Source organism: Vagococcus penaei, from assembly GCF_001998885.1.
Taxonomy (GTDB): Bacteria; Bacillota; Bacilli; order Lactobacillales; family Vagococcaceae; genus Vagococcus; species Vagococcus penaei.
The window spans coordinates 241,926-258,766 of the sequence record NZ_CP019609.1; the positions used below are offsets into that span (position 1 = coordinate 241,926).

At 35.4% G+C, this 16,841-nt stretch carries 14 protein-coding genes and 2 pseudogenes; 1 reads left to right on the forward strand and 15 read right to left on the reverse strand.

All coding sequences use genetic code 11. The features are described 5' to 3' along the window. Window positions 1-24: 24 nt before the first annotated feature. From BW732_RS01120 to BW732_RS01155, 8 genes and pseudogenes are all read right to left on the reverse strand, one after another. Window positions 25-1,380 carry an MFS transporter gene (locus tag BW732_RS01120; protein ID WP_077275059.1) on the reverse strand — a complete coding sequence of 452 codons (1,356 nt, stop codon included), beginning with the start codon at window positions 1,378-1,380 and terminating at the stop codon, window positions 25-27. 171 nt (window positions 1,381-1,551) lie between these two features. Then, window positions 1,552-2,268: pseudogene (locus BW732_RS01125) on the reverse strand (gamma-glutamyl-gamma-aminobutyrate hydrolase family protein). A gap of 85 nt (window positions 2,269-2,353) precedes the next feature. Next, window positions 2,354-3,412, reverse strand: a complete 1,059-nt coding sequence (gene rlmN / locus BW732_RS01130) for a dual-specificity RNA methyltransferase RlmN (protein WP_077275060.1) — start codon at window positions 3,410-3,412, stop codon at window positions 2,354-2,356. Window positions 3,413-3,558: 146 nt separating this feature from the next. Continuing rightward, a pseudogene (gene rpsA, locus BW732_RS01135) lies at window positions 3,559-4,729 on the reverse strand (30S ribosomal protein S1). A gap of 98 nt (window positions 4,730-4,827) precedes the next feature. Next, window positions 4,828-5,499, reverse strand: a complete 672-nt coding sequence (cmk, locus tag BW732_RS01140) for a (d)CMP kinase (protein ID WP_077275061.1) — start codon at window positions 5,497-5,499, stop codon at window positions 4,828-4,830. 53 nt (window positions 5,500-5,552) lie between these two features. Continuing rightward, complete coding sequence (locus BW732_RS01145) at window positions 5,553-6,176, reverse strand: LysM peptidoglycan-binding domain-containing protein (RefSeq protein ID WP_077275062.1); 624 nt, start codon at window positions 6,174-6,176, stop codon at window positions 5,553-5,555. Between the two features lie 65 nt (window positions 6,177-6,241). After that, on the reverse strand, window positions 6,242-7,675 hold the full coding sequence (locus BW732_RS01150) for a RecQ family ATP-dependent DNA helicase (protein ID WP_077275063.1): 1,434 nt from the start codon (window positions 7,673-7,675) through the stop codon (window positions 6,242-6,244). Beyond that, window positions 7,665-8,717 (reverse strand): YpbB family protein, encoded by a 1,053-nt coding sequence (locus tag BW732_RS01155; RefSeq protein ID WP_077275064.1) that lies wholly within the window; start codon window positions 8,715-8,717, stop codon window positions 7,665-7,667. Before BW732_RS01155 ends, BW732_RS01150 begins: the two co-directional genes overlap by 11 nt. 32 nt (window positions 8,718-8,749) lie before the next feature. Between BW732_RS01155 and BW732_RS01160 the strand changes: the two genes are divergently transcribed. After that, window positions 8,750-8,977 (forward strand): ferredoxin, encoded by a 228-nt coding sequence (locus tag BW732_RS01160; RefSeq protein ID WP_077275065.1) that lies wholly within the window; start codon window positions 8,750-8,752, stop codon window positions 8,975-8,977. Window positions 8,978-9,018: 41 nt separating this feature from the next. Here the strand turns inward: BW732_RS01160 and trmFO are convergent, their stop codons facing one another. The 7 genes from trmFO to thrB all read right to left on the reverse strand — a co-directional run bounded on the left by trmFO (window position 9,019) and on the right by thrB (window position 16,827). Next, complete coding sequence (gene trmFO / locus BW732_RS01165; RefSeq protein ID WP_077275066.1) at window positions 9,019-10,332, reverse strand: FADH(2)-oxidizing methylenetetrahydrofolate--tRNA-(uracil(54)-C(5))-methyltransferase TrmFO; 1,314 nt, start codon at window positions 10,330-10,332, stop codon at window positions 9,019-9,021. A 115-nt stretch (window positions 10,333-10,447) separates the two neighbouring features. Continuing rightward, the gene (topA, locus tag BW732_RS01170; protein ID WP_077275067.1) at window positions 10,448-12,529 is read right to left on the reverse strand and encodes a type I DNA topoisomerase; all 2,082 of its coding nucleotides are present in this window, start codon (window positions 12,527-12,529) and stop codon (window positions 10,448-10,450) included. Between the two features lie 99 nt (window positions 12,530-12,628). Further along, on the reverse strand, window positions 12,629-13,510 hold the full coding sequence (gene dprA, locus BW732_RS01175) for a DNA-processing protein DprA (RefSeq protein WP_077275068.1): 882 nt from the start codon (window positions 13,508-13,510) through the stop codon (window positions 12,629-12,631). A 60-nt stretch (window positions 13,511-13,570) separates the two neighbouring features. Continuing rightward, window positions 13,571-14,338 carry a ribonuclease HII gene (locus BW732_RS01180; protein WP_077275069.1) on the reverse strand — a complete coding sequence of 256 codons (768 nt, stop codon included), beginning with the start codon at window positions 14,336-14,338 and terminating at the stop codon, window positions 13,571-13,573. 1 nt (window position 14,339) lies between these two features. Next, complete coding sequence (gene ylqF / locus BW732_RS01185) at window positions 14,340-15,188, reverse strand: ribosome biogenesis GTPase YlqF (RefSeq protein WP_077275070.1); 849 nt, start codon at window positions 15,186-15,188, stop codon at window positions 14,340-14,342. 19 nt (window positions 15,189-15,207) lie between these two features. Further along, window positions 15,208-15,753, reverse strand: coding sequence for a signal peptidase I (gene lepB / locus BW732_RS01190; RefSeq protein WP_179946098.1), 546 nt, complete (start codon window positions 15,751-15,753; stop codon window positions 15,208-15,210). A gap of 213 nt (window positions 15,754-15,966) precedes the next feature. Continuing rightward, the gene (gene thrB / locus BW732_RS01195; RefSeq protein ID WP_077275072.1) at window positions 15,967-16,827 is read right to left on the reverse strand and encodes a homoserine kinase; all 861 of its coding nucleotides are present in this window, start codon (window positions 16,825-16,827) and stop codon (window positions 15,967-15,969) included. Window positions 16,828-16,841 lie beyond the last annotated feature (14 nt).

The following is a 16,841-nucleotide window of genomic DNA, read 5'->3' on the forward strand; positions in this document are numbered from 1 at the left end:
TGAGTCGTTCATTTTAAATATAAATTAAGTTAAGTTTTTAAATGTTTTTAGCACAAATAGCGAGCTAATAACAAGTAAAACTAATAAACAAATTAAAGCGACAATGGATCCTTGACTTGTTCCAATGACTTTGTTTGTAGCCGTACTTTGAAAGATACCGACAATAATTGCCACAAACGATGTTGCAACAGCACCCATAAATTGTTGTAGTGTACTAAAAATAGCATTACCATCATTTTGTAACTCTTTTGTAATTGAAGAAAGACCAACTGTCATAACATTACTATAAGACAAGCCGACACCTATCATAAAGATAACATGAGATAAAATAATTAGTGGAACACTTGCAGTGTGAATAATGGCAATTAATAATGACCAACCGATGATTGCTAACGAACACCCTAATCCTATTGGTTTTTTAAAACCAATTTTATCTAATATTTTACCTGAAACTGGTGCAAACAGAGCACCTACCAAAGCACCTGGAAACATCATCATTCCAGCTTCAGATGCAGGAACATCACCTACAATTTGAATGAAATTAGGTAAAATAAATGATACCCCTAGTAACAATCCTTGATAAACTAAAAAAGAAATTAAATAAATAGTAAAAATTTTATTTTTAAAAACAACTAGATTAAGTAATGTTTTTAATTTATTGGATTGATAGAAAAGAATGGCCCCAATAATACCAATTGCTAACGCAACCCACCCAATAATTGATGTTGCATAACTAAAGAAGCATAATAGGCCAGTAAACATCACAGAAAGATACAACACTGCTGAACCATTAATTTTATCTGTTTTACTAACTGGTTCTTTAGGAATAGCATATAAACCAATAATAGTCGATACAATCAAAATTGGAATTAGAAACTTATAAATGTAAGTCCAATCAAGCTGTGTTGTTAAAATCCCACCATACGTTGGACCCATTGCAGGTGCAATTGACGTCGTCAAATTTCCAATACCAATCATCATGCCACGCTTTTCAAGTGGGACACGAGTTAAAATAATGTTAAACATTAGAGGTAATGCAATCCCTGTAGCAACCCCTTGTAAAATTCTACCTAAAAGTAACATCGAAAAATTAACTGAGTAAGCGTTAACTAAAACACCTAAGATAAAAAACAGACTAGATACTATAAATAATTGGCGCTTACTAAAATTTTTAATTAAAAATGATGATAACGGAACAACAATTGAAATCATTAATAAATAGATTGTCGTCACCCATTGCACTTGCGATGTGCTAATTTGAAACTGATCCATCAACGTTGGAAAGGTAACATTCATTGCTGTTTCAATTAAAACTCCTGCAAAAGCCATCATCCCCGTTGCTAATACAGCTAGGTTAACGTGAAATTTTTTTTCTGACATAGTTTTTCCTCCTTACGACAAACAAAGAGACGACATTTATCTAATTAGATAAACCTCGCCTCTATCTCGGCACAAAATGTGCTATCTGTACGAATTTCTATAAATTCATTCTATGAAATATTTTTTAAAATGTCAATAATAATTTAGATAAAAAATACCTAAATTAAAATTTCACAAGTTATTAACGACAAAATCAAACATAGCAAGCTCTTTTTTCTCAACATCAAAAGCAAAATCAGGATGCCACTGGACGCCAATCCATCGACAGTCCGAATGACGTGCTTCGACCCCTTCGACCATTCCATCCTCACTAGTTGCAGTAACACGCAATTCATCTGCTACTATTTTTAATGCTTGAAAATGAAATGAATTGACCATCGTTTTTTAACCATAGACATTAGCTAACAAACTATCAGGCACAACATCAACAGGATGTGTCAAAATGTGTCGTTCAAGGGGTGCCTGCATGTGCTTAATTACTTCATCCTGACTAATATCTTGATACAAAGTTCCACCAAGTGCGACATTTAATAACTGCATTCCACGACAAACGGCAAAAATTGGTTTCTTTTGACGAATAGCTTCATTAATCAGTGCTAGCTCAAATTCGTCACGTGCTGTATTCATTAATGTGTGATCAAAAATCGGCGTTTCGCCATAAAACATTGGATTAATATTTTGTCCACCAGTCATAATTAATTTATCAATCTGCTCGACATAAGCTTTCGCATCATCAGGATGCGAAATGGGTAACAAAAATGGTAAGCCACCACTTAATTGAACGCCTTTTACATAACCGGCAGGAATATAACTAATTGGTAAATGATGTAGTGTCTTACCAGAATCGTTAATCTCATTGGCTGCAATACCAATTTTTATTTTTGTCATTTGTGCATACTCCTTTTCAAAAAGTTTAATGCACTGACTATATCAAAGGAATTAAAGCTAGTCAATTATCACAACTTATAAATCACTACTTCATTTTTTTCATTTGTTTACTTCTTAGCTGACCACAAGCAGCATCAATATCAGTACCATGTTCTTGACGAATTACACAGTTGATTCCATGTCGTTTCAATTCTTGATAAAAAGCCAAAATATCATCTGATTGACTTCGCTGATAATTATCATGCTCATCAACTGGATTATAAGGAATTAAATTAACATAGACTAATTTTTTCTTATTATGCAGTAATTGTGCTAATTCACGTGCGTGTTCTATACGATCATTAACATGTGATAACATGATATATTCAAATGTAATACGTCGATTCGTTTTAGCTAAATAATAATCAACAGCATCCATCAATTTTTCCAATGGATAAGCTTTATTAATCCGCATAATCGCTGTTCGAACGTCATTATTAGGAGCATGTAATGAAATTGCCAGATTAACCTGCAATCCATTATCAGCAAACTGTTTAATTTTTGGTACAATACCACTGGTCGAAACTGTCATATGTCTGGCCCCAATTGCTAAGCCTTTTGGATCATTCATAATATATAAAAAATTCATTACAGCATCATAGTTATCAAAAGGTTCACCTATTCCCATGACCACTATGTGACTAACCCGTTCATTTTGTGATTTTTCATCTAAGTAATGTTGGACTTGCATAATTTGAGCCACAATTTCACCAGTCGTTAAATTACGTTGTTTTTTCAGTAAACCACTTGCACAAAATGTACAGCCAATATTACAGCCAATCTGTGTCGTTACACAAACAGACAAACCATATTGATGACGCATTAAAACAGTTTCAATCATATGCTTATCTTCCAGTTCGAACAGGTATTTAACTGTACCATCTGAAGATTCTTGAGCAACAACCTCTTGTAAAGGATTTACGCTGAATTCCTCTGTTAAGCGACGAATCAATTCTTTAGATAGGTTAGTCATTTCTGTAAAAGCCTGCACGCGTTTAACATATAGCCAGTCCCATAATTGCGTGACTCGAAATTTTTTCTCACCGTTTTTTACTAACCAGTCAGCCAGTTCTTGTTGGGTTAAATTATAAATTGATGGTTTCATTTATATTCCTCACTTCCATATAGTTCACCTATTCACTATAAAAGATTGATTTCAATATTACAACTAGCTGACTAGAATTTCATGAAAATCAAATGAATCTTATAAAAAAACTTGTCTAAGTAGTAACTTAGACAAGTTTAATCGTTTTATTTATCTTCTAAAGAATGTCCTAATACATCACCTAAAGTAAATCCTGTTGATTCTTCAGGCATTTGATACTCTTCTTCCACTTCAGGTTCTTCTTTTTCTTCAAGAGCTTTGATACTAAGACCAATTCGTTTACTTTCTTCATTAACGTCTAACACTTTAACTTCAACTGTTTGACCTTCTTGTAATACTTCATGAGGTGTCGCAATATGTTTGTGTGAAATTTGCGAAATATGTACAAGTCCTTCAACGCCAGGGAATACTTCAACAAACGCACCAAATGACGTTAGACGTTTAACAACACCTGTCAAGATAGAACCAACTGCTGCTTTTGTTTCGATGTCATCCCATGGTCCAGCTTGTGTTTCTTTAATTGATAATGACACACGACCAGCCTCAGGATCAACAGACAATACTTTAACTGATACTTTATCACCAACTGCTAAGACATCTTCAGGCTTGCCAACGTGCTCATAAGAAATTTCAGAGACGTGAACTAGTCCATCAACGCCACCTAGATCAACAAATGCGCCAAAGTCTGTTAAACGAGCGACAACACCTTCAATAATATCTCCCGCTTGAATTGTTGCGAAAACTTCATCTTTCAAACGATTTTTTTCAGTTTCTAAAACTGCACGACGAGATAGAATCAGGCGATTTTCAGACGGCTCGATTTCAATAATTTTACAGATTAACTCTTCACCTTTATAACCAGAAAAGTCTGATACAAAGTGATCAGCCACCATTGATGCTGGAATAAAACCTCGAACGCCAGCGTCAACAACTAAACCACCTTTAACAACATTTGTGACAGTTGCTTTAATTAATTCATTTTTTTTCGTAAGATGCTTCAATATCTTCCCAAACTTTTTTTGCATCCACACGACGTTTAGATAATAAGTAGCTACCATTTTCTTTGTCTTTACCGATTTCAGAGATAACTACTAAATCCATAACATCACCAATAGATACAATATCGGTTACTTTATCGACTGGAATTGTTGAAAGTTCTTTAAGTGGAACTACACCTTCAACTCCAGCACCTAAAATACCAACGATAACTTGTTTGTTATCATCAATAGAAAGCACTTCACCTTGTACAGAATCACCGACTTTCACTTCCTGTACACTCTCCATAGCATCTAACATATCATTCATTTTTTCTGTCATTTTCTTTCCATCCTCCTAGACAACGGTTACTTATACTACTCAATTCATTTTACCTAAAATAATCGTACTTTACTAGCAAAAAATGTTCTTTTCTTGATTTAAATCAGATCTTTCGCTAAATCTAATATTTTATTCACCACATCGTTGATACTTAAACCTGTTGTATCAAGTAAAACCGCGTCTTTAGCTTGAACAAGTGGTGAATTTTTTCTTGTTGAATCGTAGTTGTCTCGCCAAGCGATATCTTTTTTTATTTCGTCAAAATCTGCCGGAATCCCTTTAGCTTGATTTTCTTTAAAACGTCTTTCTGCTCGTTCCTCAACGCTTGCGACAAGAAAAATTTTTAAATCTGCATTTGGCAAAACAACTGTTCCAATATCACGACCATCCATTATAATGCTATCAGATAGTGAGAACGTTTTTTGTCTTTTAACCATTTCTTCACGAATTTGCTTAAAAGCAGATACTTCAGAGACAGATTTCGTGACTTCAATGCTTCGAATCGCTAACGTTACGTCTTCATCATTTAAATAGACATGTTGACCATCAGCGAGTTGTTTAAATGTAATCTCTAAATGATTGAGTAGATTTAATAAAGCTTCTTCATCCTCTAAAGGAATTTCCTTTTGTAGCGCAGCAAGTGTTAAAGAACGATACATAGCTCCCGTATCACAATAAACAAACCCAAGCTGCTTTGCTAAAATTTTTGCTACAGTACTCTTTCCTGCCGAGGCTGGCCCATCAATAGCTATTTGAACAGTTTTTTTCATATAATTAAACACCTTTAACTTTAAATTAAAAAGTCGTCATACGACGACTTTTACTATTTAATCCGAATTGCTTGTCCATCTTGTAATGCTTGTGGATTTACTCCCGGATTTAATTGAAGTAACTCATCTACAGTCATACCGTTATTAATTGCAATACGATATAAATTAACATTACCACCTTGTCCTACAATAACTTCGCTACCAGTCGCCGCATTAGCATTAGGGCTTGTTGTATTAGCTTGTCCATTATTTTGTTGTTGTGCTTGATCAACAGGACGTTCAACATCAGCAAAAGTACTTGATGTTTCAGTTGTTGAAGGTGTTGTAGTTGTACTTGAGCTCGTAGTACTACTTGATGTCGACTCAGTTGTTGATGATGATTCTGTACTTGATTCCGATGTGCTTGATTCTTTTTTAACAACCATTGAACTTTCAACTTCTGGTTTTTTCGTGTTCATTTTTGCATTAACATTCCAATAGAGAATAGCAAAAGTTGTCACAATAACAACCAAAAACAGTAGCGTAATTAACGTGATCATGTACCAATTGCGACCTTCACCCTTTGTTCGGCGGTTTGCACGTGACGCTTCATCATCGTCATCGTATATTGGCTGTTCCCAAGGTTCTTGCTCGTTTTTTTGATCTTTCTTTTCTGTATCTTTATTATTTTTATCCACAATTATACCTCCTAGACACATCTTTAGTCATTTTATCATATTTAAAATAAATATGCCTTATATTTTTACAACAAAAATAGTTTTTTCAGTATTTCTTTAGAATTAGTTAGTCCCTGATCCTCTTTTATAGGTTGGTGATAGTTAATAGTTGGCATTTTCGCTTGACATATATCACAACACGGAATAATTATATCATATTTATCAACTTGATTGAAATATGTCAACAAACTTTTCCTTCGACAGGTTTGTCCGGTGATAAATTGTAAAATATCATATAAGCGATACGATTGTTGGTGTTTTTTTAATGCTAAATAGGCATCAAATGTTTCCCAATCCCAATTATTTTTTTTCAATTGATTGTACCATTTAACTTGTAAATCATTTAACTGCGGTAGATATTGTTCTAACTCACTATCCGTTTTATTTTTTAAAAATAATAAATCTGCTTTTTGATGATATGTTTCATCTTGTAAAAATAAATGTAGTCGTTCATCACCCGCATTGTAAAGTAAAATAGCCACACTTTGTTTACCATCCCGTCCTGCACGCCCGACCTCTTGAGTATAGTTTTCAAGACTATCCGGCAAGTGATAATGTATCACAAAACGAATATTAGTTTTGTTGATTCCCATCCCAAAAGCGTTCGTTGCACATAGCACTCGAATATCGTCATTAATAAATTGTTGTTGTAAATTAATGCGGTCATGGGGACTCATGCCACCGTGGTACGCTGCTACTTGAAAGGGACAGACCTGATTTAGAGCAGCAGCAATTTTTTCAGCCTCTTTTTTACTCGAAAAATAGATAATACCTGGGGCATCATGAGTCGATAGAAAATTCGTTAAATAGTCTAGTTTATCCTCCACTGATATCACTGAATAGTAAATGTTCGGACGATCAACTGATAATTGAATAAGTTTATATGGACGATGTTTAAATAATTGTTTAGAGATATCCTCTAAAACTGTTTCGGTTGCTGTTGCTGTCAGTCCCATTACAAGTGGTTCTTGTAGTTCTTGAATAATATGGTAAAGATGCAAGTAATCGGGGCGGAAATCATTCCCCCATTGTGAAATACAATGTGCTTCATCGACAACAAACAACGAAATATGACAAGTTTTTAAATGTTGAATTACTGTCTCTTGCACTAAAGTTTCAGGGCTTAAAAAGATATACTTATAGTCTGAAATATGTGATAACACAAAATTTTTTTCAAAAAAACTTAATTGACTATTAATCGCTACGACTGACTTTTCACCAAGTTGACGTAGCTGATTAACCTGATCTTCCATTAGAGAAATAAGTGGCGAAACAATGATTGTTTGTCCCGCTAGACAATCACTTGTAAATTGGTAGATCAAGGATTTACCCGTTCCAGTTGGTAAAACTGCGAGCGTATTCTCACCAGCTAAAGCCGCTTTAATTGTTTCTTCCTGACCGGGTTTAAAGCTGGTAAAGCCATATTTTTCATATAATAATTGCTCTAAGTTATTCACCATATTTTCCTTCTTTAATTTGTTTTATTTGATACAAGCGAAATTCATTAAAACTTAATCCATTAATTTTTTGTCGAAGTTGTTGATAGTCCCAGTTTCGACAATCAACAACCGTCTCTTTTGAAAAATGATTTAGCTCATCTAAATGACCAAACGGGTAAATTTTCAAGATATCGCTCTCTTGATTGGAAGAAATCGCTAGTTCAATTAAGTGATCACTGATTGTACTCTCTCTCAGCCCTCTAATTTTTGCAATGTCAGACAACGATTGCGTTCGCTGATAAATTTCAGCTGTTTTATCCACAGTATCAACTGGCAAATAACTAGCTTCATCTGTTAATATATTTGTCAGTACAGGAAAGTTTATCTGATTTTTAGTAATCAGCGTTAATAATTGATGTAGCCGATTTTTAAATTCTAAATATACTGCTAATTGAGTCGTTTCTAATTCACTCGCTAATTGAGTCATGGTCTGACCAGTGTGCTTGTGACCTGAAAATTGACTAACTAAAATATAGCTTTCAAGTTCGCCAATAGTTGACATTAATGAAACTAACTCATCTCGAAAGGCGATAGCTGTCATTTTATTTTGGCTCTGATACCATTTTTTAAAAACAACCAGACGAAAAGGGCTAGTCTCAACTGGTAAATACATGGTATGACCATAAGCTTGTTCGGAATAGACTTGTGTTGTTAACACTAAGCGTTGCCAAAATCGATTATCTAGACGGTGATAAGTAAGACTAGATAAATGAGATAGTTCCAACTGTTTATACCCAGATGATGTTAACAGATCAAGACCTTTAGGCGTAATGGTGACATGCTGTTCATTTAGTTGCAACAATTGATTTCGACTCAATTCCATAATATATTGATTAAATTGTGACTCATCTAACTTAGGAAACAACTTAAAGTAATCTAGTACAGCGTAAAAATAGCCGTAGACCAAGACAGAAGCAGTTTTTTTCCCAGTTAATAAATGATACAATGTACTATATCGAACTGTATAACCATGTTTAAAACATGAAAGAATAAAGTATTTCATTTTTATCACCTCACAAAAAGGAGTTTTTATCTATGTTATGTCAAATTATACCAGAAAAATGTATTGCGTGTGGACTCTGCCAAATCAAGGCACCTGAGCGCTTTGACTATTATGACAACGGAATTGTTAAATTTAAAGAAACAGATGCCTTATCACTAACTATTCCTGGTACAAAACAAACGATACCAGCTGATATCCTTGAGGCTTATCGCCACTGTCCAACACGAGCTATTCTGTTATCTGAAGATACGAAAAAATAATGGTTGGAATTTGCTAAAAAGCAAATCCCACCATTATTTTTCTATTTAATATCTCTCACAGCATATCTTGTTTCTTCTAAAGCACGCTCAGCAATAGCCGTATAACGAGCTTTCTTATCACGGATACGCTCTGGTAATTCTGGGAATAAACCAAAGTTTACATTCATCGGTTGGAAATGTTTTCCTGATGTGTGCGTTATGTAATGAGCCATGCCACCAATCGCCGTTTCAACCGGTAAAACAACTGGGTCTAACCCTTTCGCCAAACGTGCTGCGTTATTTCCAGCGACAATCCCGCTAGCTGCACTTTCTACATATCCTTCAACACCAGTCATTTGACCAGCAAAAAATAATTGACTATTTTTTCTTGATTGATACGTTGGCTCTAATAATTCTGGTGAATTCATAAAAGTATTTCGATGCATCACACCATAACGGACAATTTCAGCATTCTCTAAACCTGGAATCATGCGAATAATACGTTTTTGCTCGCCCCATTTTAAATGCGTTTGGAAACCAACAATATTGTAAAGAGATGCTGCTGCATCATCTTGACGAAGTTGAACGACCGCATACGGACGTTTACCCGTTTTAGGATCTTCTAGACCAACTGGTTTTAACGGTCCAAATGTCATCGTTTTCTCACCACGATTAGCCATTACTTCGATTGGCATGCATCCTTCAAAGAATTTCTCCTTTTCAAAGGCTTTTAAAGGTGCCACTTCAGCATTAATTAGCTCTTCACGAAAAGCATAAAACTCCTCTTTCGTCATCGGGCAGTTAAGATAGGCCGCTTCACCTTTATTATAGCGTGATTTCAAATAAACCTTATCCATATCAATAGTTGATTTTTCAATAATCGGGGCTGCCGCATCATAGAAGTACAGTCCATCAGATTCTGTAAATTCTTTAATACTCTCAGCCAACGGCTCACTTGTTAATGGTCCGGTTGCAATAACTGTAATCCCTTCAGCAGGAATTTCTGTAATTTCTTCATGATGTACTGTAATATTTGGATGATTGCTTACTTTATCAGTGACATATTGAGAAAATGTTTCTCGGTCAACTGCTAATGCTCCACCAGCGGGTACTTGAGTGGCATCAGCTGCTTCAATAATAATTGAGTCATATTGACGCATCTCTTCTTTTAGTAGACCTGCGGCATTAGTAATACCGTTTGCACGTAAAGAATTAGTACAAACTAACTCAGCAAATTTATCCGTATGATGAGCTGGTGTTTTTTTTATTGCACGCATTTCGTACAAATCCACTTTTACTCCTTGTTCAGCTGCTTGCCATGCGGCTTCACTACCGGCAAGTCCAGCACCGATGACCGTTACTTTTTGTTCAGGCATAATCATAAACCTCTTTCTCAATTTATTGTCTGAATGAAAAAGGACTGAAAACAAAGCTGTTTTTAGTCCTTAATACTTATAAATTATACACAATTTTGCTTAAATTGCTACATTTTTATTTTTGTTGTGTTTCCTTATAATCACAGTTACTACACTGAATTTGTAGACTGCCTTTAGCCTTTTTCTCAACTAGGTAATGATGGCACTTCGGACAATCACGTCCAACTGGTTTATCCCATGAAGTAAACTCACACTCAGGATAACGATCACAACCATAAAAAATCCGATTTTTCTTGGTCTTTTTCTCAATAACGTCACCTTTTTTACATTCAGGACAAGTCACACCAATCTTTTTCACGATGGCTTTAGTGTTACGACACTCGGGAAAATTACTACAAGCGTAAAATTTACCATAACGTCCTAATTTTATCACCATCGGATGGCCACAGAGTTCACAATCAAAGCCTGCTGGTTCATCTTTGATTTGTATTTTCTCCATGTTAACTTCTGCTTCGGTTAAGACTTTTTCAAAAGGTTGATAAAAACGGTCGACTACGTCTACCCATTTTTCTTTAGCAATCGCAATATTGTCTAAATCTTTTTCCATCTCTGCTGTAAAATTCGTATCAACAATTTGTGGGAAGAATTCACACATCAATCCATTCACAATTTCACCTAATTCAGTAGGCTCAAAGCGACGCGCATTTAATTTAACATAATAGCGTCTTTGAATAGTCTCGAGAGTTGGCGCATATGTTGATGGACGTCCCACGCCATTTTCTTCTAACGTTTTAATGAGAGTTGCTTCACTAAAACGAGCTGGTGGCTGAGTGAAATGTTGTTTTGGCTCGATATCCGCTGATTTAACTTGTTCACCTTCTTCTAGATCAGGTAAGATATTTTCTTTTTCTTCCTTACCTTCATCATTGCCTTCAATGTACACTTTCATAAAACCAGGAAATTTAATTTTCGAGCCATTAGCGACAAACTTCACGCCATTTTGTTCTAAATCAACGCGCATCGTATCTAAAATAGCTGGTGACATTTGACTTGCTACTGTTCGTGACCAAATCAAAGAATATAACTTAAATTGATCTTTATCTAAAAATTCTTTAACTGAATCAGGCGTACGCAAAATACTTGATGGTCGAATCGCCTCATGTGCATCTTGTGCCCCTTTGGCATTCTTGCCTTTTTTCGGATGGTTAGCCACATAATCAGAACCATATGTTTCTGTAATAAACTGATGAGCTTCTGTCACTGCGGTTTCAGACAAGCGAGTCGAATCTGTACGCATGTAAGTAATCAGACCAACTGTCCCTTCACCTTTACCAAGCTTAATTCCCTCATATAACTGTTGAGCTGCCATCATAGTTTTACGCGTTCTAAAATTTAATTTACGAGCAGCCTCTTGTTGCATACTACTCGTTGTAAATGGTACAGAGGGATTACGTTTGCGTTCTTTTTTCGTAATTTTAGTGATGTCATAATCACGACCAGTTAAACGGGCAGTAATTTCTTTCACATCTTCAGCTGTGTGTAATTTGGTTTTTTTACCATCAACACCATAAAAATTTGCTTTAAATTTCTTACGTCCTTTAACAAAATTACCTGCAATACTCCAATATTCTTCTGGCTTAAATTTTCTAATCTCTTCTTCACGGTCAACAATAATTTTTAAAGCTACCGATTGAACCCGACCAGCACTCAAACCTTTTTTCACTTTTTTCCATAATAATGGGCTAATTGAGTAACCAACCAAACGATCGAGAATCCGACGCGTTTGTTGTGCATCAACTAAATCAATGTTAATGGCACGTGGTTCTTTAAACGCTTGTTTAACTGCATCTTTTGTAATTTCATTGAAAACCACACGATTTTTATCAGCTAAATCCAAATCTAAAATGTGGGCTAGGTGCCAAGCAATGGCTTCACCTTCCCTATCCGGATCGGCTGCGAGATAAACTTTTTCAGCTTTTTTAGCATACTTTTTTAACTCTTTAATAACAGGGCCTTTACCACGAATATTAATATATTGTGGATCATAATGATTTTCAAAATCGATACCCATTTTACTTTTTGGTAAGTCTCTAATATGACCGACACTTGCAACCACTTTATAATTTCGGCCTAAATACTTTTCAATTGTTTTGGCTTTTGCTAGGGATTCAACAATGACTAAATATTTATAACTCATAAGATAATCCCTTTCTTTTCTACTATTATAATAATAAATTATTTTTGTTCAACAATCGTAAACAATCTTAGTCTATTAAATAGTCATTTGTCAAGAAAGTTATTTAATATCTTGCCATTCTTCTAAAATATCTTGAGCCGTAATGACGCATTTTGCCCCTTCTTGAATTAACTTCAAACACCCTTCAGAGTTTTCAGCTAAAGGGGTACCAGGTACCGCAAAAATATCACGTCCTTCTTCTAATCCGATTTTAGCTGTAATCCATGTGCCACTCTTTTCCTTGGCCTCAATGACACAAATACCACGTGAGAGTCCTGCAATAATCCGATTACGACTTGGAAAGTGATACGCGTTCGGTGGTGTTCCAGGTAAATACTCCGTTAGTACAAGTTGTTTTTTCATCATAAACTGTTGTAAACGCTCATTTTCTTTTGGATAGTATCGATCAAGCCCACAACCAATCACCCCTATTGTCCGACCGCCATGACGAATACATGCTTGGTGAGCAGCAGTATCATTACCTTTAGCTAAACCACTGACAATGACTACTTCATTTCCCACTAAACTTGGCATTAATTGATCAACCATCTTTTTCCCAAACTCTGTTCCTTTACGCGTACCAATCATTGCTAATTTCGTCTTTTTTACTAGCGATATATCCCCACAATAAAATAACGCAATTGGCGGATTAAAAATAGTCGTTAACTCCAGCGGATAGTCATGAGATAAAATAGTAATCATCTTATATTTCCTTAAAAATTCTTGGTAAAAATCATAAGATAATTCTGTGAAAACTTTCTGATAAGATAATTGAAAACGCTCTAAATGTTGTGGTTTAACTTGTCCAATTTGACTAAAACGTTGACAAAAAAATACATCATTCGGGTGTTCTAAGTAATAAGCTAAAATCCGTAATAAGCCTTGGTTCCCTATACCTTTTAAATGCTTCAAACGAAAAATAAAAAACTGACTATCAAACATAAAAACTCTCCTTAGCTACTTATTCTTAACTTAAAGATAAGTAATTAAAGAGAGTTATTTTTAAATCATGTCTTTAATTGGAGCAAAAGATTGCCGGTGAATTGGACAAATACCAAGTTGATTTAAGCCATCTAAATGTTCTTTCGTTCCATAACCAGCATTTTTAGCAAAACCATAACCTGGATACTGTTCATCATAGGCAGCCATCATTCGGTCACGCGTAACTTTAGCTACGATACTCGCACAAGCAATCGACAAACTCCGTGCATCACCTTTAATAATCTTTTCTTGACTAATCGGCACCGGTAAAGTCATTGCATCAATTAACAATTTATCTGGTGTCAAGCTAAGGTTATCAACGGCTTCTAACATTGCCAATTTTGTTGCTTCATAGATATTCACACGGTCAATAACGTGCTCATCCTTCATGCCAATTCCTACTGCCAAAGCAACTGATAAAATTTTATCATACAATTCATCACGCTTTTTCCCACTTAATTGTTTTGAATCATTGACTTCAATTAAATCAAAATTCATTGGTAAAACAATCGCACAAGCGACAACTGGGCCTGCAAGTGGACCACGCCCAACTTCGTCAATACCAGCAATCACTTGGTAGCCCTCCATTCGAGCTTTATTTTCAAATACAGACATGTCATCAAAATGTTGTCTGAGTGCTTCTTGCTTTTCTAAACGTCTGATAGTCGCTTTAATCGCATTCTGTACACCTTTACGGTCATCTTGCTGATAATGTCTCAACAAATCATCTTGCAAGGTTGTCACAATCTCTAACTGCTTTTTGATTTCCTGAACAGTCTCTTTACTCATACTAAACCTCGACCTCTGATACGTGGTCCAGTGTATAGCGTCCTAAACGACCATCACGAATTTCTGTGACTACCATTTTACTGGCACGTTCATAATCCTCTTGAAACCCACGACGTTCTGAAATTAATAACAGTAAATCTACCGGGGCTAGCTGTAACTCGTCATTCGTAAATTTATACCGTTCTGCCAATTGGTTTGGATAATGCTCTTGAAAGAAACTTAAACCGAATAGCGCCAAATCATCCATATGTAGCAACGTATCTTTAATGGCACCAGTTAAAGCTAATTTTTTACCAATAAGTTCATCATCAAATTTGGGCCAAAGAATCCCTGGGGTATCAAGTAGTTCTAAATCACCACCTGATTTTAGCCATTGTTGCCCTTTTGTCACACCAGGTGTATTGCCCGTACGTGCCATATTTTTTTTTGCCAAACGATTTAATAAAGTTGATTTCCCAACATTCGGAATACCGATACACATTGCTCGAATCGCACGAGGCTTAATTCCGCGAGCTTTTTGACGCTCAATTTTTTCAGCCAGTATTTCTTTTGATTTAATGATAATTTTATTTACGCCTTTACCTTGACTAGCATTAATTGTCATACAATACAAGCCCTGACTTTCAAAGTAAGATTGCCACTCTTTCGATTGTACTGGATCAGCTAAATCACCTTTATTTAATAAAACCAATCTTGGCTTTTGTTGGATAACTGAATCTAACATTGGGTTTCGACTGGAAATTGGCAATCGTGCATCGACAATTTCGTACACAATATCTACTAATTTTAATTTTTCCGCAACCTCACGACGCGCTTTAGCCATGTGGCCTGGAAACCATTGAATTGTCACTCTATAAACACTCCTTAATTTAAAAAAACTTCATATTCCATACTGGATAGTATACCATTCTTACTTTCCCAATAATATCATTTGTTGAAATTGTCCCAAACGAGCGACTATCTTTACTTAATCGACGATTATCTCCCAAAACAAAATATTGATTGTCAGGAATTTTGTCAACACCTAATAGTTCACTTGATTTCAAATCCGTCGTATAGACTAATTCATTTTTACGTTTTTTTATACCAGTTAAAAATTTTTCAGGCACTTTTTTACCATTAACATATAATTGGTCATTTTTGTATTCAATCTCATCACCAGGAAGACCAATGACTCTTTTCACATAGGTACTGCCATCAGGTGAATCGAAAACAATGACATCAAATCGTTTGATTTTAGTAAAACGTTCCATCACAATAAAATCATTTTGTTTCAGAGTTGGTGCCATTGAGTTACCGCTAATACCCATTGGAACAAAAATAAACGCCCGTAAAAACATTGCAATTAAAAATGACAAAAAAGCCATTTTGACCCAATGCCAAAAGATATCGATTAATTTCTTTTCTTTACCCACACAATTTGTCGCTCCCTCCATTAACAAATGAGTTTCTTACTTTTGAGTTAGCTCATTGTACCTCTTCATTTATAGTACTATATTCAATTTAAATAAGAAATAGCAGATGTATAAAAAAACGAAGACCAGCCAGACGTTTGTCCAACCGGTCAAAATATTTTTTAGTACTATTAGTATTGCAGATGTTTCTAATCATTTCGATTGACGAGCAGCTTATTGCACGTTTACGCCATCTTGATACACATGACATAACTTAATCTGACTATCTGGCAATAGACTTTGAAGTGGTTGAATCACTTGATGACTTTGATTTTTAGGGGCAAATACTAATATAGTCGGACCTGCACCACTAAGTACAGCACCATAAATACCTAATTCGACTTTAGCTAAACGAATTTTTTCTAACTCTGGAACTAGTAATAGTCGATAAGGTTCATGCCATCTGTCACACTCTAGTAACTTAGTCATTAATTCTATATTATTTGTTAAAAATGCCGTTAAAAGTCCATTAGCAATTGAACTAGCTGCGACTGCTTGTTTAAACGATAAGTCAACGGGAAGTACTTGACGACTGGCTTTTGTTAATAATTTATACGGTGGAATAACAGCAATTAAATCAACTTCAGTAAAATGATGCGTTGTTGCAAAATAACCCTCTGCCACACTTCCTGATACAGTGAATCCACCATAAATCGCTGGTGCCACATTATCCGGATGACCTTCAATCGTTGCTGCTAATGTTAATTTATCTTGATTTGATAATTGCCACTGATTTAGTTGATTAGCTATTTCAATACCAGCCACAATAGCTGCCGAACTACTTCCTAACCCCCTAGCTGTTGGTATCTGACTCATCATTTTTAAGCGGTGCGGAGGCGTTCCGGGCGCCACATCACAAACTGTTTGAATAATTAGGTTAGTCGCATTATGTGGTAATCCTGGGATTTGATGCTCAATGAACCATTCATCAGCTGGTCCACAAACAGTGACTTCTAAAAACATGTCTAACGCTAAACCAAATGAATCAAAACCCGAGCCAAGATTAGCTGTTGTTGCAGGAACAATGATTTTCATAACGTCTCCCCCTT

Excerpts from the sequence above, each read along its gene's own strand:
- topA (WP_077275067.1), bottom strand. The coding sequence starts at position 12,529 with ATGAGTTATAAATATTTAGTCATTGTTGAATCCCTAGCAAAAGCCAAA.
- BW732_RS01180 (WP_077275069.1), bottom strand. The coding sequence starts at position 14,338 with ATGAGTAAAGAGACTGTTCAGGAAATCAAAAAGCAGTTAGAGATTGTG.
- thrB (WP_077275072.1), bottom strand. The coding sequence starts at position 16,827 with ATGAAAATCATTGTTCCTGCAACAACAGCTAATCTTGGCTCGGGTTTT.
- dprA (WP_077275068.1), bottom strand. The coding sequence starts at position 13,510 with ATGTTTGATAGTCAGTTTTTTATTTTTCGTTTGAAGCATTTAAAAGGT.
- cmk (WP_077275061.1), bottom strand. The coding sequence starts at position 5,499 with ATGAAAAAAACTGTTCAAATAGCTATTGATGGGCCAGCCTCGGCAGGA.
- BW732_RS01160 (WP_077275065.1), top strand. The coding sequence starts at position 8,750 with ATGTTATGTCAAATTATACCAGAAAAATGTATTGCGTGTGGACTCTGC.
- BW732_RS01150 (WP_077275063.1), bottom strand. The coding sequence starts at position 7,675 with ATGGTGAATAACTTAGAGCAATTATTATATGAAAAATATGGCTTTACC.
- BW732_RS01120 (WP_077275059.1), bottom strand. The coding sequence starts at position 1,380 with ATGTCAGAAAAAAAATTTCACGTTAACCTAGCTGTATTAGCAACGGGG.
- trmFO (WP_077275066.1), bottom strand. The coding sequence starts at position 10,332 with ATGCCTGAACAAAAAGTAACGGTCATCGGTGCTGGACTTGCCGGTAGT.
- BW732_RS01155 (WP_077275064.1), bottom strand. The coding sequence starts at position 8,717 with ATGAAATACTTTATTCTTTCATGTTTTAAACATGGTTATACAGTTCGA.
- rlmN (WP_077275060.1), bottom strand. The coding sequence starts at position 3,412 with ATGAAACCATCAATTTATAATTTAACCCAACAAGAACTGGCTGACTGG.